Source organism: Streptomyces sp. NPDC104096 (genome assembly GCF_055584385.1).
Genome location: NZ_JBVJMD010000031.1, coordinates 20,563 through 41,283, shown reverse-complemented (window position 1 = coordinate 41,283; position 20,721 = coordinate 20,563). Strand labels below are relative to the sequence as shown.

The 20,721-nt window shown below is 71.6% G+C and carries 18 protein-coding genes; 9 read left to right on the top strand and 9 right to left on the bottom strand.

The features are described 5' to 3' along the window. Window positions 1-69 precede the first annotated feature (69 nt). A complete protein-coding gene (locus ACZ60B_RS27270; protein WP_469391356.1) occupies window positions 70-432 on the top strand; it encodes a type II toxin-antitoxin system RelE/ParE family toxin in 363 nt (120 codons plus the stop codon). Continuing rightward, window positions 429-734: a helix-turn-helix domain-containing protein gene (locus ACZ60B_RS27265; RefSeq protein ID WP_469391353.1), complete on the top strand. Its 306-nt coding sequence runs from the start codon at window positions 429-431 to the stop codon at window positions 732-734. Before ACZ60B_RS27270 ends, ACZ60B_RS27265 begins: the two co-directional genes overlap by 4 nt. 49 nt (window positions 735-783) lie before the next feature. Here ACZ60B_RS27265 and ACZ60B_RS27260 read toward each other — a convergent pair whose 3' ends face one another. From ACZ60B_RS27260 to ACZ60B_RS27250, 3 genes are all read right to left on the bottom strand, one after another. Further along, the gene (locus tag ACZ60B_RS27260; protein ID WP_469391351.1) at window positions 784-1,740 is read right to left on the bottom strand and encodes an EamA family transporter; all 957 of its coding nucleotides are present in this window, start codon (window positions 1,738-1,740) and stop codon (window positions 784-786) included. Between the two features lie 153 nt (window positions 1,741-1,893). After that, window positions 1,894-3,015: a lipid II:glycine glycyltransferase FemX gene (locus tag ACZ60B_RS27255; protein ID WP_469391349.1), complete on the bottom strand. Its 1,122-nt coding sequence runs from the start codon at window positions 3,013-3,015 to the stop codon at window positions 1,894-1,896. Window positions 3,016-3,132: 117 nt separating this feature from the next. After that, window positions 3,133-6,138 (bottom strand): FAD-binding and (Fe-S)-binding domain-containing protein, encoded by a 3,006-nt coding sequence (locus tag ACZ60B_RS27250; RefSeq protein WP_469391347.1) that lies wholly within the window; start codon window positions 6,136-6,138, stop codon window positions 3,133-3,135. A gap of 208 nt (window positions 6,139-6,346) precedes the next feature. Here ACZ60B_RS27250 and serC point away from each other — a divergent pair, with 208 nt between their 5' ends. Further along, a complete protein-coding gene (serC, locus tag ACZ60B_RS27245) occupies window positions 6,347-7,465 on the top strand; it encodes a phosphoserine transaminase (RefSeq protein WP_469391344.1) in 1,119 nt (372 codons plus the stop codon). A gap of 78 nt (window positions 7,466-7,543) precedes the next feature. On the opposite strand, the gene ACZ60B_RS27240 is transcribed toward serC, so the two are convergent. Both ACZ60B_RS27240 and ACZ60B_RS27235 read right to left on the bottom strand, forming a co-directional pair. Continuing rightward, window positions 7,544-9,073 carry a cellulase family glycosylhydrolase gene (locus ACZ60B_RS27240; RefSeq protein WP_469391342.1) on the bottom strand — a complete coding sequence of 510 codons (1,530 nt, stop codon included), beginning with the start codon at window positions 9,071-9,073 and terminating at the stop codon, window positions 7,544-7,546. Window positions 9,074-9,190: 117 nt separating this feature from the next. After that, the gene (locus ACZ60B_RS27235) at window positions 9,191-10,180 is read right to left on the bottom strand and encodes a WD40 repeat domain-containing protein (protein WP_469391340.1); all 990 of its coding nucleotides are present in this window, start codon (window positions 10,178-10,180) and stop codon (window positions 9,191-9,193) included. A gap of 120 nt (window positions 10,181-10,300) precedes the next feature. On the opposite strand from ACZ60B_RS27235, the gene ACZ60B_RS27230 reads away from it, so the two are divergent. The 3 genes from ACZ60B_RS27230 (at window position 10,301) to ACZ60B_RS27220 (ending at window position 12,761) form a co-directional block, all read left to right on the top strand. After that, window positions 10,301-10,975 (top strand): SGNH/GDSL hydrolase family protein, encoded by a 675-nt coding sequence (locus ACZ60B_RS27230; protein WP_469391338.1) that lies wholly within the window; start codon window positions 10,301-10,303, stop codon window positions 10,973-10,975. A 134-nt stretch (window positions 10,976-11,109) separates the two neighbouring features. Continuing rightward, window positions 11,110-11,703: a Uma2 family endonuclease gene (locus ACZ60B_RS27225; RefSeq protein WP_469391336.1), complete on the top strand. Its 594-nt coding sequence runs from the start codon at window positions 11,110-11,112 to the stop codon at window positions 11,701-11,703. Between the two features lie 68 nt (window positions 11,704-11,771). Further along, the gene (locus ACZ60B_RS27220; RefSeq protein ID WP_469391334.1) at window positions 11,772-12,761 is read left to right on the top strand and encodes an aldo/keto reductase; all 990 of its coding nucleotides are present in this window, start codon (window positions 11,772-11,774) and stop codon (window positions 12,759-12,761) included. A 401-nt stretch (window positions 12,762-13,162) separates the two neighbouring features. Here ACZ60B_RS27220 and thpR read toward each other — a convergent pair whose 3' ends face one another. The 3 genes from thpR to ACZ60B_RS27205 all read right to left on the bottom strand — a co-directional run bounded on the left by thpR (window position 13,163) and on the right by ACZ60B_RS27205 (window position 15,753). Beyond that, the gene (thpR, locus tag ACZ60B_RS27215; protein ID WP_469391332.1) at window positions 13,163-13,792 is read right to left on the bottom strand and encodes an RNA 2',3'-cyclic phosphodiesterase; all 630 of its coding nucleotides are present in this window, start codon (window positions 13,790-13,792) and stop codon (window positions 13,163-13,165) included. Window positions 13,793-13,927: 135 nt separating this feature from the next. Beyond that, a complete protein-coding gene (locus tag ACZ60B_RS27210; protein WP_469391329.1) occupies window positions 13,928-15,280 on the bottom strand; it encodes an MFS transporter in 1,353 nt (450 codons plus the stop codon). A 35-nt stretch (window positions 15,281-15,315) separates the two neighbouring features. Then, window positions 15,316-15,753 (bottom strand): MarR family winged helix-turn-helix transcriptional regulator, encoded by a 438-nt coding sequence (locus ACZ60B_RS27205; RefSeq protein ID WP_469391327.1) that lies wholly within the window; start codon window positions 15,751-15,753, stop codon window positions 15,316-15,318. 248 nt (window positions 15,754-16,001) lie between these two features. Here ACZ60B_RS27205 and ACZ60B_RS27200 point away from each other — a divergent pair, with 248 nt between their 5' ends. Then, the gene (locus ACZ60B_RS27200) at window positions 16,002-16,184 is read left to right on the top strand and encodes a ribbon-helix-helix protein, CopG family (protein ID WP_469391325.1); all 183 of its coding nucleotides are present in this window, start codon (window positions 16,002-16,004) and stop codon (window positions 16,182-16,184) included. Between the two features lie 13 nt (window positions 16,185-16,197). Here ACZ60B_RS27200 and ACZ60B_RS27195 read toward each other — a convergent pair whose 3' ends face one another. Then, window positions 16,198-17,649, bottom strand: a complete 1,452-nt coding sequence (locus tag ACZ60B_RS27195; protein WP_469391323.1) for an NCS2 family permease — start codon at window positions 17,647-17,649, stop codon at window positions 16,198-16,200. A gap of 240 nt (window positions 17,650-17,889) precedes the next feature. On the opposite strand from ACZ60B_RS27195, the gene ACZ60B_RS27190 reads away from it, so the two are divergent. After that, on the top strand, window positions 17,890-18,156 hold the full coding sequence (locus ACZ60B_RS27190; RefSeq protein ID WP_469391321.1) for a DUF2530 domain-containing protein: 267 nt from the start codon (window positions 17,890-17,892) through the stop codon (window positions 18,154-18,156). 160 nt (window positions 18,157-18,316) lie between these two features. Next, window positions 18,317-20,713 (top strand): cation-translocating P-type ATPase, encoded by a 2,397-nt coding sequence (locus ACZ60B_RS27185; protein WP_469391320.1) that lies wholly within the window; start codon window positions 18,317-18,319, stop codon window positions 20,711-20,713. The last annotated feature ends 8 nt before the right edge of the window (window positions 20,714-20,721 follow it).

The following is a 20,721-nucleotide window of genomic DNA, read 5'->3' as shown; positions in this document are numbered from 1 at the left end:
GCCCGGGGATATTAGTCAGTGCTAATTTTTTGATGTGGCCGACCTTATGAGCTGCGGTTCTTTGAAGATGTGCTGGACTGGATCAAGACACTCGCGAAGGAAGACCCGGACAGTCATCTCCACGTGACAGCCACTCTGGAACGGCTTCAGGAAGCAGGCCCGGCACTCCGCCGTCCAACGGTCGGCGCGATCGAGAAGAGCCGTTACCGGAACATGCGGGAGCTGCGTCCGCGCAGCGGCGGGACGGTGAGCACCCGAATGCTGTTCGTCTTCGATCCCGAGCGGCGGGCCATCTTCCTGGTGGCCGGCAACAAGGCGACGGGACGGCAGTGGGCAGCCTGGTATCCCAGGGCGGTCAAGGAAGCGGACGACAAGTACACGGCTTGCCTCGAGGCGCTGGAGCAGGAGAAGAAGGAAGGACAGGGCAGATGAAGCTCGGCACCATGGCCGACCTGACGGCCGACATCACCCCGGAGAAGCGCGAGCGCATCGACGCCGTCAAGGCGGAGACGGTCGACGCCGAGCGGGGTCATGAACTGGCCGCTCTCCGCAAGGCGCAGGGCCTCACCCAGGCACAGGTCGCCAAGGCCATGGGAGTTACCCAGGGGCGGATCAGCCAGATCGAGCGGGGCCTCGCCCGCCTGGACACCTCGACCATGGCCGCATACCTGCACGCGATCGGCGGCGAGCTGACCATAACGGCCACCGTGGGGAACCTTTCGGTGAGACTGTGACGCCCGCCTGCGCCACGCCCGCACCGAACCGCGCGACCGCGGCCCACGGTCAGGAAGCGCTCGGCGGAACCGCCGCCTTCCCGCGGCCCACCTGGGTGCGCACCGCTCCCATGCTCGCGCCGATGACCAGGGCGATCGCGGCCGCCTGGAGGGCGGTGAGGGCCTGGTGCAGGACGAGGAAGCCCGCGGCGCAGGCCAGGGCCGGCTCCAGGCTCATCAGGATCGCGAAGGTGGAGGAGGGCAGCCTGCGCAGGGCGAGGAGTTCGAGGGTGTAGGGCAGGACGGAGGAGAGCACGGCCACCCCGGCGCCCAGGCCGAACGTCACCGGGTCGAACAGCTTCGCCCCCGACTCGGCGAGCCCCAGGGGCAGGAACAGCAGCGCTCCGACCGCCATCGCGAGGGCGAGCCCGTCGGCCTGCGGGAAGCGGCGGCCGGTACGGGCGCTGAAGACGATGTACGCCGCCCACATCGCGCCCGCGCCCAGGGCGAAGGCGACACCCACGGGGTCGAGGTCGCCGAACCCGCCGCCGCCGAGGAGGAAGACACCGGCGAGGGCCAGCCCCGCCCAGACGAAATTGAGCGCGCGACGGGAGGAGACCACCGAGAGCGCGAGCGGGCCGAGGACCTCCAGCGTGACGGCCGGGCCCAGCGGGATGCGGTCGACGGCCTGGTAGAAGAGGCCGTTCATCGCGGACATCGCGATGCCGAACACGACGACCGTGCCCCAGTCGGCGCGCGAGTGGCCGCGCAGTCGCGGACGGCAGACGAGCAGCAGGACCAGCGCCGCCACCAGCAGCCGCAGGCTCACCACGCCGAGCGCGCCGGCCCGTGGCATGAGGGTCACGGCGAGGGCTCCGCCGAACTGGACCGAGACGCCCCCGGCCAGGACCAGTCCGACCGGCCCGAGCGAGCCGAACCGGCCGGGCGCGCCACCCGCGGGGACGGGCACGGGGCCCGTCGCCGAAGTGGGCGAGGACGACGGGGTGGTGGCGCTGGGGGTGGTCACAGGCGGTCCTGGGGGCTGGCTCGGATCAGGGATCGTTCATCGTGATGGACTTCCGAGTCCAGGGTAATGGACCCCGTCAGGAGTGTGAACCTTTTACGGGACTGTTCTGAATGCCGAGACCCCAGGGCCCGGATGACGGGCGACGGTGCCGGGTCAGCGGCGGGCCAGGTAGAGCTCCAGCGTCCGGTGCAACAGCCGGTTGAGCGGGAAGTCCCACTCGCCGAGGTACTCGACCGCCTGCCCGCCGGTGCCCACCTTGAAGCGGAGCAGGCCGAGCAGATGGTCGGACTCCTCCAGCGTGTCGGTGATGCCCCGCAGGTCGTAGACGGAGGCGCCCAGCCGGTGGGCGTCGGTCATCATCCGCCACTGCACGGCGTTGCTGGGCTGGACCTCGCGCCTGCGGGCGGTGGAGGCGCCGTAGGAGTACCAGACGTGGTCGCCGACGGTCAGCATGGTGGCCGCGGCCAGCACCTCGCCGTCGTGGTGGGCGAGGTAGAGCCGCATCCGGTCGGGGTGCTCGGAGTTCAGCGCGGTCCACATGCGCCGGAAGTACGACAGCGGGCGCGGGGCGAAACGGTCGCGCTCGGCGGTCTCGGTGTACAGCCCGTAGAACACCGGCAGGTCCTCCGGGCCGCCCGGCACGACCTTGACCCCGGCCTTCTCCGCCTTCTTGACGTTGCGCCGCCACTGCTGGTTGAGGCCCGCGTGGATCTCCTCCAGCGACCGCCCGGCGAACGGCACCTGGAAGACGTAGCGCGGCTGCCCGGCCGCGAACCCGTCCTCCCCGCCGGCCGCGGCCTGCCGCCAGCCCATCCGGCGCAGCCGGTCCGCGACCCCGGCGGCGAGCGGCTCGTACGACGTCGCCTCGGCCTCGCCCAGCCGTCGGGTGCCCGGATCCGCGATCGCCGCCTTCACCGCGTCCGCGCTCCAGCGCCGTACGACCACGGGCGGCCCCATCTTGACCGAGAACGCGCCCCGCGCCTTCAGATGGGCGAGCATCGGCCGCAGCCATCGCTCCAGGTCGGACGCGAACCAGTCGATCACCGGCCCCTCCGGCAGATACGCGAGGTACCGCTTCAGCCTGGGCAGCGGCCGCAGCAGCACCAGGCCCGCTCCGACCTGCCGCCCGTCCTCGTCGAACCAGCCCAGGCTCTCCGCCCGCCAGTCGGGCTTCACCTCGCCCCAGGACGGGATCTGGAGATGGCTGACGGAGGGGCGGGCCGAGACGAAGGCGAGGTGCTGGGCGCGGGTGATGGGCTGGACGCGGAAGGTCATGCGCGGGGCTCCCTCGTGCGGTTCACCGCGGTACACGGCTTATCGGCCAGCCTAGGAGGACTCGCCCGCTTCGTCCTGCGCCACGCGTCCGTCCGGCCCGCTCACCGTGCCGCCCGCTCACCGCTCCCCGTCCGGTCGGGTCGACCGTCCGGCCGATCGCCCGTCCGGGCCGTCCGGCAGGCCCTCCGCCAGTACCTCCGCCAGATGCCTCCCCCGCACCCCGGCCAGCTGCTCCAGCTGCGTCCGGCAGGAGAACCCGTCGGCCAGGACCACCGTCCCGGGCGCCGCGGCCCGCACCGACGGCAGGAGCTGTTCCTCGGCGCACGCCCTGGACACCTCCTCGTGCCCCTTCTCGAAGCCGAAGTCGCCGGCCAGCCCGCAGCAGCCGCCGCTGAGCTCGCCCGTCAGTCCCGCCGCCGTGCGCAGCCGGCGGTCCGGTCCGTCGCCGAGCACCGCGTGCTGATGGCAGTGGGTCTGGCCGACGGCCGGGCGTCCGACGCGCGGCGGAGCCCAGTCGGGAGCGTGCCGTTCGAGGACCTCCGCGAAGGTGCGGACGCGGGCGGCGAGGAGGGCCGCGCGCGGGTCGTCGTGCAGCAGTTCCGGCAGGTCGCCGCGGAGCGCGGCGGCACAGCTCGGCTCCAGGACGACGACCGGGGCGGCCGTCTCCAGCACCGGCGCCATCAGGTCGAGGGTGCGGCGCAGCACGGTCCGGGCACGGTCCAGCTGGCCCGTGGACAGGTACGTCAGACCGCAGCAGACCCGGTCGTGACGTGCCGTCAGCAGGGTGGCCGCCGACCTCGTCCCGCCGTCCGCGATCCGGCCCCGCGGCAGCCGCAGCGTCGGCGGCAGCACCACCCGCAGGCCCGCCGCCTCCAGCACCCGGACGGCCGCCCGTCCCACGGCGGGCGAGAGGTACTCGGTGAAGGTGTCCGGCCACAGCACCACCAGGTCACCGGCCCCCGCACCGTCCGCCCCCGCGTCACCGGCCCCCGCGCCGCCGGTGGCCCCTCGACCCCGCCACCACCGGCTGAACGGCTCGGCCGCCAGCCGGGGGATCTCCCGTTCCGGGGTGATCCCGCCGAGCCGTTTCGCCGCCCACGCCAACGGCCGTACCCGGGCGAGCGCGTTGAGCACCGGTACCGCGCGTGTCCGGGCGGCCCGGCGCAGCCACTCCGGCAGCCGTCCGAGCGTGTAGTGGGCCATGGGGCGGCGGCGCCCGGCGTAGTGGTGGTGCAGGAACTCCGCCTTGTACGTGGCCATGTCGACGCCGACCGGGCAGTCCGAGCGACAGCCCTTGCAGGACAGGCAGAGGTCCAGCGCGTCCCGGACCTCCGGGGAGCGCCAGCCGTCCGTCACCAGCCCGCCGGCCAGCATCTCGTGCAGCAGCCGGGCGCGCCCGCGGGTCGAGTGCGCCTCCTCGCCGGTCGCCCGGAAGGACGGGCACATCACGGTGGGCCCGGACGCCTCGGTCGTACGGCACTTCGCCACCCCGACGCAGCGGCGCACCGCGGCCGAGAAGTCGCCGCCGTCCGCCGGATAGCCGAAGGCCACGTTCACGGGGTCGCGCGGCAGCACGGAGAAGCGGAGGTTCGCGTCCAGCGGGGCCGGGCGCACCAGCATCCCGGGGTTGAGCAGGTCGTCCGGGTCCCAGACCGCCTTGGCGCGCTCGAAGAGCGTCACCATCGGTGCTCCGTACATCCTCGGCAGCAGCTCCGCGCGGGCCTGCCCGTCGCCGTGCTCGCCGGAGAGCGAGCCGCCGTGGGCCACCACCAGGTCGGCGAGCTCCTCGGAGAAGCGGCGGAAGCGGCCGACGCCCGCCTCGGTGAGCAGGTCGAAGTCGATCCGGACATGGATGCAGCCGTCCCCGAAGTGCCCGTACGGGGTGCCCCGCAGTCCGTGGGAGGACAGCAGCCCCCGGAAGTCCCGCAGATACGCGCCGAGCCGGGCGGGCGGCACCGCGCAGTCCTCCCAGCCGGGCCAGGCCTCGGAGCCGTCCGGCATCCGGGTGGCCGTACCGCTCGCGTCCTCCCGGACCCGCCACAGCGCGCGCTGCCCTGCCGGGTCCGTGACCACCAGCGCGTCGACGGCGTCGGCCGCCCGCGCGACCTCCCGGGCCCGCACGTGCGCCTGGGCCGCCGTGTCCCCGCCCGTCTCCACGAACAGCCAGGCCCCGCCCCGGGGCAGACCGGCCGTCCCGCGCACCAGGTCGGCCGCCATCCCCTCCACCGTCAGCGGACCCAGCGGGAGCAGCCCGGCGGCCGCCTCGGCGGCGGCGCCCTCGTCGGCGTACCCCAGCACGGCGAGGGCGACGGCGCGGGGTGCCTCGACCAGCCGTACGACCGCCTCCGTCAGCACACCGAGGGTGCCCTCGGAGCCGCAGAACGAACGGGCGACGTCGGCGCCGCGCTCGGGCAGCAGCGCGTCCAGGGCGTACCCGGAGATGCGGCGGGGCAGATCGGGGAAGCCGGTGCGCAGCCGCGCCAGTTCGCCCTCGGCCAGCTCCCGCAGACCGTCCGGCGCGCCGGACCAACCCGGTCCCAGGCGCGAGCGCACGCCGCGGGCGGTGACCACGTCCAGCTCGCGCACGCTGTCCGCGGTGGTCCCCCAGGCCACCGAGTGCGCGCCGCAGGAGTTGTTGCCGATCATCCCGCCGAGCGTGCAGCGGCTGTGGGTGGACGGGTCCGGGCCGAAGCGCAGCCCGTGCGGCGCGGCGGCCGCCTGGAGCCGGTCGAGGACGAGCCCCGGCTGCACGACGGCCGTCCGCGCGTGCGGGTCCAGCGAGACGAGCCGGTCCATGTGCCGGGTGAAGTCCAGCACCACGCCCGTCCCCGTCGCCTGCCCCGCGATCGACGTGCCCCCGCCCCGCGCCACCACCGGCACCCCGCGCGCCCGGCACACGGCCAGCACCGCCGCCACGTCGTCGGCGTCCCGCGGGGCCACCACGCCGAGCGGGACCCGCCGGTAGTTGGACGCGTCCATCGTCACCAGGGCCCGGGAGGTGACGTCGAAGCCGACCTCGCCGCCCACGACCCGCCGCAACTCCTCGGCGAGACCCGCCGGATCCGCCGGCCCGACCGAACCGCCCGCGCCGCCCGGACCCTTCCGTGCACCGAGATCCCTCATACGCCCAGGATGCCCACAACCACCGGCGGGAACGAGCGGGTGGCGACCGGACGGCGACCGGATGACTCCCGGCGGGCGAACGGGTGACGTCCTGACACCGAACGGGGCCGCCGTGCTGTAGGTACGCACAGGTCCGCGGGGCGGCGCGATCGTCTCATCGAACGGACACGGTTCCGTCCCGTTTCACCGAGGCGATACGCTCCGGCTCGTGGCTGAGATCCAGATTCCTGCTGACATGAAGCCCGCGGACGGTCGTTTCGGCGCGGGTCCCTCCAAGGTGCGGGTGGAGGCGCTGGACGCCCTGGCCGCCACCGGTACGTCCCTGCTCGGCACCTCCCACCGCCAGGCCCCGGTCAAGAACCTGGTCGGCCAGGTCCGCGCGGGCATCTCCGAGCTGTTCCAGCTCCCGGACGGCTACGAGGTCGTCCTCGGCAACGGCGGCTCCACCGCGTTCTGGGACGTGGCGACCCACGGCCTGATCGAGAACAGGTCGCAGCACCTCACCTTCGGCGAGTTCAGCTCCAAGTTCGCCAAGGCCGCCAAGCTGGCGCCCTGGCTGGGCGAACCGACCGTGATCTCCTCCGACCCCGGCACCCACCCCGAGGCGCGGGCCGAGGAGGGCGTCGACGTCTACGCCTTCACCCACAACGAGACCTCCACCGGTGTCGCCGCGCCCCTCAAGCGCGTGCAGGGCGCCGACGAGGGCTCCCTCGTCCTGGTGGACGCCACCTCCGGCGCCGGCGGCCTCCCGGTCGACATCGCCGAGACGGACGTCTACTACTTCGCCCCGCAGAAGTCGTTCGCCTCCGACGGCGGCCTGTGGATCGGCGTGTTCTCCCCGGCCGCGATCGAGCGCGCCGAGCGTGTCCACGCCTCCGGCCGGCACATCCCGGAGTTCTTCTCGCTGCCCACGGCGATCGACAACTCCCGCAAGAACCAGACCTACAACACCCCGGCGCTGTCCACCCTCTTCCTGCTCAACCAGCAGCTGGAGTGGATCAACGGCCAGGGCGGCCTGGCCTGGTCGACGGAGCGCACGAAGGACTCCTCCACCCGCCTGTACTCCTGGGCCGAGGACTCCAAGCACGCGACCCCGTTCGTCTCGGACCCGGCCAAGCGCTCCCAGGTCATCGGCACGATCGACTTCGCGGACGAGATCGACGCCGCCGCGATCGCCAAGGTGCTGCGCGCCAACGGCATCGTCGACACCGAGCCCTACCGCAAGCTCGGCCGCAACCAGCTGCGCGTCGCGATGTTCCCGGCGATCGACCCGGCGGACGTCGAGGCGCTGACGAAGTGCATCGACTACGTGATCGAGAAGCTCTGACCGCTTCCCGCACCCGATTGCGGCTTCCGTACGACGGTGAGGGACGCCCGGTACCGACCGGGCGCCCCTCACCGCGTCTCAGGTCGCGGTGCAGCTCAGGCTCGGCACTCCCCCGCCGCCCGGCGCTCCGCCGAACCCGAAGCTCGCCGAACCGCCCACCGCGACAGCGCCGTTGTGGGCTGCGTTGACGGCGGTCACCGTGGACCCGCTCTGCGTGTACGAGGCGTTCCACATGTTGGTGACCTGCTGCGAGCCGCTCCAGGACCACGTCACCTTCCAGGAGGTGAGCGCGGTCGTCCCGGTGTTGGTGACCTTGACGTCGGCGTTGAAGCCGCTGCCCCAGTCGCTGCTGACGCTGTAGACGGCGCTGCACGCGGCCGTACCGCCGCCCCCTCCGCCGCCACCGCCGCCCCCGCCACCGCCCGCCGGGAAGCCGGGCGCCTTGATGCTCGCGAGATACCCGTCCTTCACCGTGTCCACGGTCGCCCAGTCGTCCTTCAGGATGCCGCCGGTGTCACCGGAGTCGGGGTTCCACGACCAGAACGTCCAGTGGAAGCCGTCGGCGCCGTAGGTGGCGGTCGGCCGCAGATAACTCACCAGCGCGGCCAGCCACTTCTGGTCCACCGTCGACTGGAGCGTCGTACCGAACTCGCCGACCCACACGGGTGCGATGTTCTGCTTGAAGATGTATCCCCAGTACTTGTCCCAGACGCCCGGCATGTTGGCGGGGAACGTCGGGTCGCTGAACCAGCTCTGCTGGGCGACGCTGGTCGCGTAGTCGTGGGCGGAGTACACCACCCGGTTGGGCACGTCGAGTTGCACGGGGTACTGCCCGACGCCCATCAGGTTGCCGCCCCACCAGCCGGAGACCCCGTTGAACGACTGCACGCCCTCCACGAAGAACAGCAGGGCGGGATTGACGGACAGCACGGCGTTGCCCGCGCGCTGCGCCGCCAGCCGCCAGTCCGTGGCCTGGTCACCGCAGCCCCAGCAGGCCGGGTCGTGCGGCTCGTTGTGCAGGTCGATGCCGATCACGGTGTCCTGGCCCGCGTAACGGGCCGCCAGGGCCTTGAGATCGGCGATCCAGGTCGACTCCGGCACCGCCGAGGTGTACCAGAGCGCCGACTGCCCGCCCGAGTCCGGCCGGTGCCGGTCCAGGATGACCTTCAGACCGTCCTGGCCCGCGTACGACACGATCCTGTCCATGACGCCCAGCGAGTTCAGCCCCGCCAGGTCGGCGTTCTTGCCGCCGGAGAAGTCGATGCTGTTCGGGACGGTCGCGCTCTTGAAGATGTCGTCGCTGTAGGGGAGGCGGATGGTGTTGTAGCCCAGCGACTTCATCTGGTCGATCATGCTCTTGTAGTCGCGCGACCAGAGGCCGTGCACGACGTAGTTGGCGGTCTCGAAGCCGAACCAGTTGATGCCGGCGATCCGCACCGGCTGTCCGGACGCGTCCAGGATCTGACGGCCGCTGGTGTGCCAGTAACCGGCCCCGGCGGCGGCCGCGGCGGCCGGGGTGTCGGCCGCGTGGGCGGCCTGGACTCCGGCCGGCGATAACAGGAGCGCCGCGGCGGCGGCACACAGCGCTCTGCGCAGACTGCGGAACATGTCGCTGCTTCCTCTCGTGGGGGGCGGCGGGTCCGGAACAGGTGGGAGCGCTCCCACGACACCGCGCCTTCCATGGAAGTCAGAACTCACGGGCCCGTCAAGACGCGTGACGTCACCTCAGTCGCGGCGCCGCAGCCGCCGCAGGCCGAACAGCCCTGCGCAGACCGCGGCGACGGCCAGCGCGCCGTAGGTGACACCGCCGCCGCCGGAGCCGCCGCCCGTCGCGGAATCGCCCGGACCGCCGCCGCCGGACGGCTTGCCGGAGCCGGACCCGCTGCCGCCCGACCCCCCGCCGGGCGCATCCTCCGCCTTCACGGAGCTGTCGGCGCCCTCGCTGCCGTACATGAGCTTGGTCCCGTCGGCGGAGTAGGTGACGGACTCCCCCTGTCCCTGCAACGGCACGTTCAGCCGGCCCAGCCGCTCGATCTTCCCGCCGTTCCAGTCGTAGTAGATGCCCCCGAAGTAGCCGCGGACGGCGAGTCGCCCGCCGTCGGGCGAGAAGGCGGCGTCCGTGGCCCAGAGGTCGACCGTGGCGACGGGCTCGAAGATGTTGGCGCCGGAGGACGACAGCTCGGCCGGGCCCTCGTACAGGTGCCCGCCGTCCTCCTTCTTGTCGATGATGTACACCCGGCCGGTCTTCGGGTGGACGACGAGCGACTCGGCGTTGCGGGCGCCGTCGGAGTACTTCACCACGTACTGCGTGGCCCTGATCGTCTGGTCCTCGAGGACCTTGGGCTCGGGCAGCCGGTAGATCCAGACGTACGGCCAGGTCCCGTCGAGGTTGTCGCCGATGTCGCCGACGTAGATCTGGTTGCCGGGTCCGATGGAGACGGCCTCGACATCGCGCGGCGAACCGATGCCGCTCAGCGTGAGGGTGGCGACCGTCTTTCCGGTGGCGCTGTCCACGGCGTAGATGTACGGCCCGTCGTCGCTGTCGTTGTGGGTCCAGTAGATCCCGGGGTGCAGACGGGAGGCGGCCAGGCCGCTGGACTCGGTGATGCGCGGGTCCTTGATGGTGAACCCCTCGTCGCCGTCGGCGGCGGAGGCGGGCGCGGCCAGCACACCCGTGAGCAGGGCCCCGGCGAGGAGGGCGAACGGTCGACGCATGCCCCCAAGACTGCCATCCCGGACCTGTTGCCGCGTCAGCCGAGGTCCGCCGCGCCCGCGTGGCAGGCCTCACACCCGGGCCGGTCCGCCGACGGCCCGCCGATCGTCCATCATGAGCGGATGCTCAGGTTCATGCCCGTCGGCGACTCCCAGACGATCGGAAGCGCCGGCGAACACACTTGGCGTTACCGGATGTGGCAGCACCTGCGCACGACGTACGGCCGCCCGTTCGCCGTCGTCGGCCCGCGCGAGACGCTCCACGACAAGGCGACGGACGCGCCCACGTCGTACGAGTACGCCGAACCGGACTTCCCGCGCGCGCACCTGGCCGGCTGGGGCGAGGGCTGGCTGCACATGGCCCCGCTGGTCGGCGACGCGGTCCGCGCGCACCGGGCGGACGTCCTGCTGGTCGCGCTCGGCCTGATCGACCTGGGCTTCTACACGAACGCCCGGCAGACGGCGGACAACGTGCGGCTCTTCGTGGCCGAGGCGCGGTCGGCGAACCCGCGGGTGCGGATGGTCGTCCTGCCGGTGATACCCAACTCCCGCGCGCTGGAGGACCCCGACTTCGCGGTGGAGGTCTCCGCCTTCAACGAACTGCTGGCCAAGGCGGTCGCCGACCTCGACGAGCCCCGCTCGCCCCTGCTGCTGGCCTCGCCGCCGCCCGGGTACGACATCAACCACGACACCTACGACGGCACCCACCCCAACGCGAGCGGCGAGCACAAGATCGCCGAGGCCTTCGCGGAGGCGATGCACCAGGGGTGGGGACTGGGCGGGGAGTACGAGGGCTGAGGCACCGCCCGCTCCGGTGCGTCTCCCCGGCGTGGCCTCCGGCATATTCCACTTCTCCCGTGACCTCGTCACCCTGCGTATCGTTGTACTGCGCGGCGGCCCTCGTGCGGAGAGCGGCCGGGGAGGAGCGCCACATGACCGTCCTGGACGACAGGATCGAGATCGAGATGGCTGACGACAACGTCGAGCGCCTGGACCAGTGGTTCGAGCGGCTCGAGCGGATGCCCGTCCCCGAGGGTCACAAGGTCGAGATCGTGGGGGGCGATGTCTTCATGACGCCGCAGCGGGACATCCACTGGAACACCATCCGCGAGATCCTGTGGGCACTCGAAGACCGCTTCGGAAGGCGCGCACAGGTGCTCTCGGACGTCCGTATCGACTTTCCCGGCCCCGAGAACGGCTTCTGCCCCGATGTCGCCAAGCTGCGCGAGGGAGCCACCAAGGACGACGAGGGCCGCTGGCGTCACGAGGACATCGAGTTCGTCGCCGAGGTCATCTCCAAGGGGACCGCCCAGAACGACTACGGCCCCAAGAAGACCGCGTACGCCCTGGCCGAGGTCCCGGTGTATCTCGTGGCCGACCCCTACCAGGGCACCTGCCATGTGTACACCAGCCCCAAGAAGGGCGACTACACCAGCGAACTGCGCGTCACCTACGGCGGAGACGTCGACCTGACCACGACCCCTCTCGGCCTCACCCTCAGGACCGGCGAATTCCCCCGCGACTGACCCTGTCGCCCGCCCTCCTTCGTGCCGCCCTTGCCTGGAGCGCACTCCAAGACGTTGGCTTGGAGACCATGGAGTACACGCAGCTCGGACGCACCGGACTCAAGGTCAGCCGACTCGTCCTCGGCACCATGAACTTCGGCCCCCTGACGGACGAGGCCGACAGCCACACGATCATGGACGCGGCGCTCGACGCCGGCGTCAACTTCTTCGACACGGCGAACGTCTACGGCTGGGGCGACAACAAGGGCCGCACCGAGGAGATCATCGGGAACTGGTTCGCCCAGGGCGGCGATCGGCGCGACAAGGTCGTCCTCGCCACCAAGGTCTACGGCAACATGGCCGCCGAGGGCGACCCCTGGCCCAACAGCGACAAGCTCTCCGCGCTCAACATCCGGCGCGCGGTCGACGCCAGCCTGAAGCGGCTGCGGACCGACCACATCGACGTCTACCAGTTCCACCACGTCGACCGCTCGACTCCCTTCGAGGAGATCTGGCAGGCGATGGACGTACTGGTGCAGCAGGGGAAGATCCTCTACGTCGGCTCCTCCAACTTCCCCGGATACAAGATCGCCCAGGCCAACGAGATCGCCGCCCGCCGCGGCACCATGGGCCTGGTCAGCGAGCAGTGCCTCTACAACCTCGCCGAGCGGCGCGCCGAGATGGAGGTCGTCCCGGCCGCGCGGGAGTACGGGCTCGGGGTCATCCCCTGGTCACCGCTCCAGGGCGGTCTGCTGGGCGGCGTGCTCAAGAAGGAGGCCGAGGGCGGCCGCCGGGCCTCCGGCCGGACCGCCGACACCCTCGCCGACCCGGCCAAGCGCGCGCAGATCCAGGCGTACGAGGACCTGCTCGACAAGCACGGCCTGGAGCCCGGCGAGGCCGCGCTGGCCTGGCTGCTCACCCGGCCGGGCGTGACCGGCCCGATCGTCGGCCCGCGCACCGCCGACCAGCTCGCCTCGGCACTGCGCGCCGTCGAGCTGGAGCTGGGCGAGGAGCTGCTGGCGGGTCTCGACGAGGTCTTCCCGGGGCCGGGCCCGTCCCCGGAGGCCTTCGCCTGGTAGGCGGCCCGCCGTCGGACGGCCGACGAACGCCGACGGACGGCCACCGGGGATCGCCCCGGTGGGCCGGGCCGTCGGCCCGGCGGCCACGGCAGGATCGCACGGCGGCGCGGTCACGGCGCCCGGAGGGGCACGGGCTCACCCGGTCCTGGCCCCACCCGGTCGCGGACCCCTACGGCTGCGGCCTCGCACGGCCGCGCACTCACCTGCCGAGCGCGGCCGCCAGGGCGACGACGACGAACAGCAGCACAAGCACACCGGCCATGATCCGGTTCCGGGTTTTCGGGTCCACGCGTCCGAGCGTAACCGGCCCCGGCGCGAACCCGTCCGGCGGACCGTCCCGAAGCCGCCCGGTCGGCAGGCTTCCTCCCCCGTCCGCCCGCCGACCGGGACCCCGTGACCGCTCAGGCCACGTGGTCCCCGTCACCCGCGGTGCTCTCGTCGCTCCCGTCGTCCCCGGTCCGCCGGGCGGCGCCCAGCGGCCAGCGGGCGACCGTCTCGTAGCGGGGCTGCTCGCCGGGCACGCCCGACTTCGGCAGGTTGCTGCGGACCATGCACAGGTCCGTCACCGTCCAGGTGTCGCTGGTGAACCCGGCGAGGGCCTCGACGTACGGGCGGGTGTCGATCGAGTCACGACTGCGGGCCACCGTCAGATGGGCCTGGTACCGGCGGTGCTCGCCCATGGGCACGCCCGCCTTGCGCGCGGCGGCCTCGCTCCGGTCGGCCAGCAGCCGCAGCGTCTCCAGATCGCCGGCCGCGCCCGTCCACAGCGCCCGTCCGTGCCCGAACTGTCCGCCGCCGCGCAGTGCCAGCGGGAAGGGGGACGTGCGGTGCGCGGCGCGCTCCAGGCGGGCCGACAGCGCGGGTACGAGGTCGTCGTCGACCTCGCCGTAGAACGCCAGCGTGAAGTGCCAGCCGGGGCGGCCCGTCCAGCGCAGCCCCTGCGCGCCGGGCAGCCCGCGCAGGGCGTCGACCTCGGCGGCCAGTTCGCGGGTGACGTCCTGCGGGGGCAGCACGGCGGCGAAGAGTCTCATGGACGTCACCCTTCCAGGGAACGGACCGCCCGGCGAGCCTCCCGCCCGCCCGGGAGGCTCGGGGCCGGCGCCCGGGGGAGAGCGGAGGCCCGGGGGAGCGGTCTCCCCCGGGCCCGGCACGTACGCCTCGGCGGCTCAGACCGCCGCCAGTTCCTCCTGACGCTCCTTCGGGACGAAGCCCACCCGCGGATGGCCGTGGTTCCAGCCCACCGCCAGCCGCAGTCCGCCGACGCGGGCCATGACCAGGCCGATGGTGACGGCGGCGACGGCCGAGACGGCGCCGCCCGCCGCGAGTCCGGCCCGCACGCCGTAGGTGTCCGTGATCCAGCCGGCGATCGGCGCGCCCACCGGCGAGCCGCCCATGAACACCATCATGTACAGGGCCATCACCCGGCCGCGCATGGCCGGGTCGGTGGCCATCTGGACGCTGGTGTTGGCGGTGACGTTGACCGTCATGCCGAACATCCCGATCGGGGCCATGAGCAGGGCGAACACCCACAGCGAGGGGCTGAGGGCGGCGACGATCTCGACCGCGCCGAAGACCACCGCCGCCGCGACCAGCACCCGCATCCGCGCCGTTCCCCGGCGGGCGGCGAGCAGCGCGCCGGCCAGTGAGCCGACCGCCATCAGCGTGTTGAAGAGGCTGTACGACCCCGCCCCCGCGTGGAAGACGTCGTCGGCGAAGGCCGAGAGGTACACGGGGAAGTTGAAGCCGAAGGTGCCGATGAACCCGACCAGGGCGATCGTCCAGATCAGCTCGGGCCGCCCGGCGACGTAGTGCAGGCCCTCGCGGAGCTGGCCCTTGCCGCGCGGGGCGCGCTCGACGACGTGCAGTTCGCGGGCGCGCATCAGCAGCAGTCCGGCGATGGGCGCGACGAAGGACAGGCCGTTGGCGAGGAACGCCCAGCCCGTGCCCACCCCGGTGATCAGCAGACCCGCCACGGCGGGTCCGACCAGCCGGGCGGACTGGAAGTTCGCGGAGTTCAGGCTGACCGCGTTCTGCAGCTGGTCGCGGCCGACCAGTTCGGTGACGAAGGACTGGCGGGCCGGGTTGTCGACGACCGTGGCGAGGCCGACGGCGAAGGCGGCGAGGTAGACGTGCCAGACCTGGACGTGTCCGGACAGGGTCAGGAAGGCCAGCACGAGGCCGGTGACGGCCATCGCGGACTGGGTGACGAGCAGGGTGCCGCGCTTGGGCAGGCGGTCGACGAGGACCCCGCCGAACAGGCCGAAGAGCAGCATCGGCAGGAATTGCAGGGCCGTCGTGACGCCGACGGCCGTCGAGGAGCCGGTGAGGCTGAGGACCAGCCAGTCCTGGGCGATGCGCTGCATCCAGGTCCCCGTGTTGGAGACGACCTGGCCGACGAAGAACAGGCGGTAGTTCCTGACCTTCAGGGAGCTGAACATCGAGGACTTGCGGGCCCCGCCGGGGGAAGTGTCGTGGATGGTCGGTGCGGGGGCGGAAGGTGCTCCGGATCCCGAACTCAAAAGGATTCGCCTCCTCGCGGCGCGGTGGTGCTGGCTTACAGGTGTGCGAGCTTCTCCAGCACGGGGGCGGCGGCGCGCAGTTTCGCCCACTCGTCCTCGTCGAGGCCGTCGACCAGGGAGGCCAGGAAGGCGTTCCGCTTGCGGCGGCTCTCCTCGAGCATCGCCGTGGCCTGTTCGGTCTGGGTGACGACCTTCTGACGCCGGTCCTCGGGGTGGGGCTCCAGCCGGACCAGGCCCTTGGCCTCCAGCAGCGCGACGATGCGGGTCATCGACGGCGGCTGGACGTGCTCCTTGCGGGCGAGTTCGCCCGGGGTCGCGCTCCCGCACAGGGAGAGGGTGCCCAGCACCGACATCTCGGTCGGGCTGAGCGACTCGTCGACTCGCTGGTGCTTGAGGCGACGGGACAGCCGCATGACTGCGGATCGCAGGGAGTTCACGGCGGCAAGGTCGTCGCCATGGGTAAGGTCCGACATGGTCTTTAGCGTAACTCATTACTCTTTCTAAAGACCAATGGGACGCGCCCCGAGGACCGACGGGAACACGCCGAAGACCACCGAGGGGCGCACCGAGGACCACCGAGGACCGACGGACGCGCGAAGGGCCGACGGGACGCGCGGAGATGCCCGTGACCCGGACGGCTCAATCCGGATATCACTCATACGGGTGATCCCCAGGCGGAACATCTCGCGCCACACCGAAGCGTGCAGCGACTCTCGTACGCATGGGGACCAGCGTGCTCAGCCTGCGTGTGGACGGGGAGCTGCTCGAGAGGCTCCGGGAACATGCCGCGAAAAGGGGAATGAGCGTCCAGGACTATGTAGTCCGGACGCTCATCCGCGACGACTTCGACGAGCGGTTCAAGACCGCCGTCGAGGAGACGGAGAAGTTCTACGGGGTCACGTGACGACCCCGCGCCATCAGGTCAGCCCGAGGGCCGGCATCAGGTAGTAGAAGGCGAACACCGCCGAGACGACGTACATCGCGACCGGGATCTCCTTGGCCCGGCCCGCCGCCAGACGCATCACCACGAAGGTGATGAAGCCCATGCCGATGCCGTTGGTGATCGAGTAGGTGAACGGCATCATCACCATCGTGACGAAGGCCGGGATGGCGATGGTGAAGTCGGCCCAGTCGATCTCCTTGACCGAGCCGGCCAGGATCAGGAAGCCGACCGCGATCAGGGCGGGCGTGGCCGCCTGGGACGGGACCATCGTGGCGATCGGGGTGAGGAACAGGGCCACGGCGAACAGGGCGCCGGTGACGACGTTCGCGAAGCCGGTGCGGGCGCCCTCGCCGACGCCGGCCGTGGACTCCACGAAGCAGGTGGTGGCCGAGGAGGAGGACGCGCCACCCGCGGCGACCGCGATGCCGTCGACGAAGAGGACCTTGTTGATGCCGGGCATCTGACCCTGCGCGTCCGTCAGCTTGGCCTCGTCGCTGATGCCCATGATCGTGCCCATCGCGTCGAAGAAGCACGACAGCAGGACCGTGAAGACGAAGAGCACACCGGTCAGCACGCCGACCTTGTCGAAACCGCCGAACAGGCTGAACTTGCCGATCAGACCGAAGTCGGGGGTGGCGACGGGGTTGCCCGGCCACTTCGGCGTCGTCAGACCCCAGGACGGGATCGTCGCGACCGCGTCGATGATCATCGCCAGCACGGTCATGGCGACGATCGAGATCAGGATCGCGCCGGGCACCTTGCGCACGATGAGCGCCAGGGTCAGCAGCGTGCCCAGGATGAAGACCAGCACCGGCCAGCCGGTGAGGTGACCGTCGATGCCCAGCTGGAGCGGGACGGTGGTGTGGGCGGCGTCCGGGATCCGGGAGACGAAGCCGGAGTCGACCAGGCCGATCAGCATGATGAACAGGCCGATACCGATGGCGATGGCCTTGCGCAGCCCGTAGGGCACGGCGTTCATGACGCGCTCGCGCAGACCGGTGGCGACCAGCAGCATCACGACGAAGCCGGCCAGGACCACCATGCCCATGGCGTCCGGCCAGGTCATCCGCGGGGCGAGCTGGAGCGCGACCACGGAGTTCACGCCCAGGCCCGCGGCGAGCGCGATGGGCACGTTGCCGATGACACCCATGAGGAGGGTGGTGAAGGCGGCCGTGACCACGGTCGCCGTGACCAGCTGGCCGTTGTCGAGCTGGTGCCCGTACATGTCCTTCGCGCTGCCCAGAATGATCGGGTTCAGCACGATGATGTAGGCCATCGCGAAGAAGGTGGCGAAGCCGCCACGGACCTCCCGGGACAGCGAACTGCCCCGCTCGGAGATCTTGAAGTAGCGGTCGAGAGCGCCGAAGGCGGGCGTACCGCCCGGCTGCTCGGGCGCGGGAACCTTGGCGGGGGCCGAGGTGGACATGCGGGACCTCAGGGGGTGACGGGGGTGGGGAACATGATCGAGCCTCGCCGCTCCCAGGTCACCTTCAGCGCTCCCCCACGGTGCTGTTGGTGTTTCCTACGACAAGAAGTGGCCAGGCTCGGACTGTTTCAGTATGAACATATGAAGTCGATTTAGCTATCTCCGCGCGTAGACCTCCGGTGTCACAGGAGACCCACCGCTCCCTGCGATACCGCCCCGCGGGCCTCGTAAGCTGTGCGCATGACCAAATGGACCCCCACGCACGAGGCGCCCGAGCCCCTGGAGGGCCCCGTGGTCGCCACCATCACCGGCGGCACGATCATCTGGTTCGTCCTCTTCCTCGTACAGCTCCCCTTCTACGGCTGGTACGCGGACCGCGGCCACGCATGGTGGATCTGGACCTGTCTGGCCGGCGGCGGGCTGGGCCTGATCGGCATCTGGTACGTACGCAAGCGCGACGCGGCGATCAAGCGGGCGGCCGCGGTGGCGGCCCCGGCCGCCGAGTAGCACCACCGCACCCGCGGGCCCGCGTCGTCCGTACCGGTCGTCCGTGTCTCCCGCCCCGTACGACCACGGCATCAGTCCCCGCGCGCCCTCCTCGTCCTCAGGTCGGAACTTCCGTCCACTCGGCGGGTGAACTGTCAAATCCGCACGTACCGTCGAAGGCATGAGGCACATCGACGCCGGCGCCGAGCTCGATCCCGTGCACCCCGTCCCCATGCCCCCGCCCCCGGCGACCGGACTCAGCACCGCCCAGGTCGCCGAGCGCGTGGCCCGCGGACAGGTCAACGACATCCCCGTGCGCAGCAGTCGGTCCCTGGCCGAGATCGCCCGCGCGAACGTCTTCACCCGGTTCAACGCGATCATCGGCGTGCTCTGGCTGATCATGCTGTTCGTCGCGCCGTTCCAGGACAGCCTGTTCGGCTATGTGATCCTCGCCAACACCGGTATCGGCATCGTCCAGGAGTGGCGGGCGAAGAAGACCCTGGACTCGCTCGCCGTCATCGGGGAGACCCGGCCGACGGTCCGGCGGGACGGCGCGGCCGTCCAGATCGCCACCTCCGAGCTCGTGCTCGACGACCTCGTGGAGATCGGCCCGGGGGACAAGGTCGCCGTCGACGGCGTCTGCGCCGAGGCCGACGGCATGGAGGTCGACGAGTCGCTGCTCACCGGTGAGGCCGACCCGGTCGTCAAGCGGCCCGGCGACCCGGTGCTGTCCGGCAGCTTCGTCGTGGCCGGCGGCGGGGCCTTCAAGGTCACCAAGGTGGGCCGCGAGGCCTACGCCGCCCAGCTCGCCGAGGAGGCCTCCCGCTTCACCCTGGTCCACTCCGAGCTGCGCTCCGGCATCTCCACGATCCTGAAGTACGTGACCTGGATGATGATCCCGACCGCCATCGGCCTGATCATCAGCCAGTTCTTCGTCCAGCAGCACGGCTTCAAGGACTCCATCGCCAGGGCGGTCGGCGGGATCGTCCCGATGGTCCCGGAGGGGCTGGTGCTGCTCACCTCCGTCGCCTTCGCCATCGGCGTCATCCGGCTTGGCCGAAAACAGTGCCTCGTCCAGGAGCTGCCGGCCATCGAGGGACTCGCCCGCGTCGACATCGTCTGCCTCGACAAGACCGGCACCCTCACCGAGGGCGGCATGGACGTCACCGAGCTGCGCCCGCTCGGCGGCCACGAGGAGACCTACGTACGCAGGGTGCTCGGCGCGCTCGGCGAGTCCGACCCACGGCCCAACGCCTCCCTCCAGGCCGTCATCGACGCCTACCCGGACACCGAGGAGTGGCGCTGCACCGAGTCCCTGCCGTTCTCCTCCGCCCGCAAGTACAGCGGCGCCTCCTTCAGCGAGGGCAACGGCGAGTCGAGCACCTGGCTGCTCGGGGCCCCCGACGTGCTGCTGCCCGAGGCCGACTCCGCCCTCGCCGAGACCGAGCGGCTCAACGCGCAGGGGCTGCGGGTCCTGCTGCTCGCCCGGGCCACCCGCGACCTCGACGGACCCGACGTGGCGACGGACGTCCGGCCCGCCGCCCTCGTCGTGCTGGAGCAGCGGCTGCGCCCGGACGCGGCGGACACCCTCGGCTACTTCGCCGAGCAGAACGTCCACGCCAAGGTGATCTCCGGTGACAACGCGGTGTCCGTCGGGGCGGTCGCCGGCAAGCTCGGGCTCGCCGGCACCGCCGTTGACGCGCGCAGGCTGCCCGCGGACCGGCGGGAGATGGCGCGGGCCCTCGACGAGGGCACCGTGTTCGGGCGGGTCACCCCGCAGCAGAAGCGGGACATGGTGGGCGCCCTCCAGTCCGGCGGCCACACGGTCGCGATGACCGGGGACGGGGTGAACGACGTACTCGCGCTCAAGGACGCCGACATCGGTGTGTCCATGGGCTCGGGGTCCGAGGCGACCCGGGCCGTCGCGCAGATCGTGCTGATGAACAACAGCTTCGCCACGCTGCCCTCGGTGGTCGGCGAGGGTCGGCGGGTGATCGGCAACATCACCCGGGTGGCCACGCTCTTCCTGGTGAAGACCGTCTACTCGGTCCTGCTGGCCGTGCTGGTGGTGTGCTGGCAGGTCGAGTACCCCTTCCTGCCCCGGCACCTGACCCTGCTGTCCACCCTGACCATCGGCGTCCCGGCGTTCTTCCTCGCCCTCGCCCCCAACAGGGAACGCGCCCGGCCGCACTTCGTCCGGCTGGTCATGCGGTACGCGATCCCGGGCGGGGTGGTGGCCGGGGCGGCGACCTTCGTCACCTACCTGCTCGCCCGTCACCACTACACCGGGGCGGACTCGCTGGACGCGGAGACGAGCGCGGCCACGCTGACCCTGTTCCTGATCTCGATGTGGGTGCTGGCGATCGTCGCCCGCCCCTACACCTGGTGGCGGGTCGTCCTGGTCGCCTCGATGGCCGCCGGGTTCCTGGTGGTGCTGGTCGTGCCGTCGCTCCAGAGCTTCTTCGCGCTGAAGCTGGTGGGGACGGCGATGCCGTGGACGGCGGTGGGCATCGCGGCGGTGTCGGCGGTCGTCCTGGAACTGCTGTGGAAATGGGTCGACCGCCGCTTTCCCGCCTGACGGAACGA

Excerpts from the sequence above, each read along its gene's own strand:
- ACZ60B_RS27230 (WP_469391338.1), top strand. The coding sequence starts at position 10,301 with ATGCTCAGGTTCATGCCCGTCGGCGACTCCCAGACGATCGGAAGCGCC.
- ACZ60B_RS27255 (WP_469391349.1), bottom strand. The coding sequence starts at position 3,015 with ATGACCTTCCGCGTCCAGCCCATCACCCGCGCCCAGCACCTCGCCTTC.
- ACZ60B_RS27195 (WP_469391323.1), bottom strand. The coding sequence starts at position 17,649 with ATGTCCACCTCGGCCCCCGCCAAGGTTCCCGCGCCCGAGCAGCCGGGC.
- ACZ60B_RS27190 (WP_469391321.1), top strand. The coding sequence starts at position 17,890 with ATGACCAAATGGACCCCCACGCACGAGGCGCCCGAGCCCCTGGAGGGC.
- ACZ60B_RS27220 (WP_469391334.1), top strand. The coding sequence starts at position 11,772 with ATGGAGTACACGCAGCTCGGACGCACCGGACTCAAGGTCAGCCGACTC.
- ACZ60B_RS27250 (WP_469391347.1), bottom strand. The coding sequence starts at position 6,138 with ATGAGGGATCTCGGTGCACGGAAGGGTCCGGGCGGCGCGGGCGGTTCG.
- ACZ60B_RS27205 (WP_469391327.1), bottom strand. The coding sequence starts at position 15,753 with ATGTCGGACCTTACCCATGGCGACGACCTTGCCGCCGTGAACTCCCTG.
- thpR (WP_469391332.1), bottom strand. The coding sequence starts at position 13,792 with ATGAGACTCTTCGCCGCCGTGCTGCCCCCGCAGGACGTCACCCGCGAA.
- ACZ60B_RS27225 (WP_469391336.1), top strand. The coding sequence starts at position 11,110 with ATGACCGTCCTGGACGACAGGATCGAGATCGAGATGGCTGACGACAAC.
- ACZ60B_RS27185 (WP_469391320.1), top strand. The coding sequence starts at position 18,317 with ATGAGGCACATCGACGCCGGCGCCGAGCTCGATCCCGTGCACCCCGTC.
- ACZ60B_RS27265 (WP_469391353.1), top strand. The coding sequence starts at position 429 with ATGAAGCTCGGCACCATGGCCGACCTGACGGCCGACATCACCCCGGAG.
- ACZ60B_RS27240 (WP_469391342.1), bottom strand. The coding sequence starts at position 9,073 with ATGTTCCGCAGTCTGCGCAGAGCGCTGTGTGCCGCCGCCGCGGCGCTC.
- ACZ60B_RS27200 (WP_469391325.1), top strand. The coding sequence starts at position 16,002 with ATGGGGACCAGCGTGCTCAGCCTGCGTGTGGACGGGGAGCTGCTCGAG.
- ACZ60B_RS27235 (WP_469391340.1), bottom strand. The coding sequence starts at position 10,180 with ATGCGTCGACCGTTCGCCCTCCTCGCCGGGGCCCTGCTCACGGGTGTG.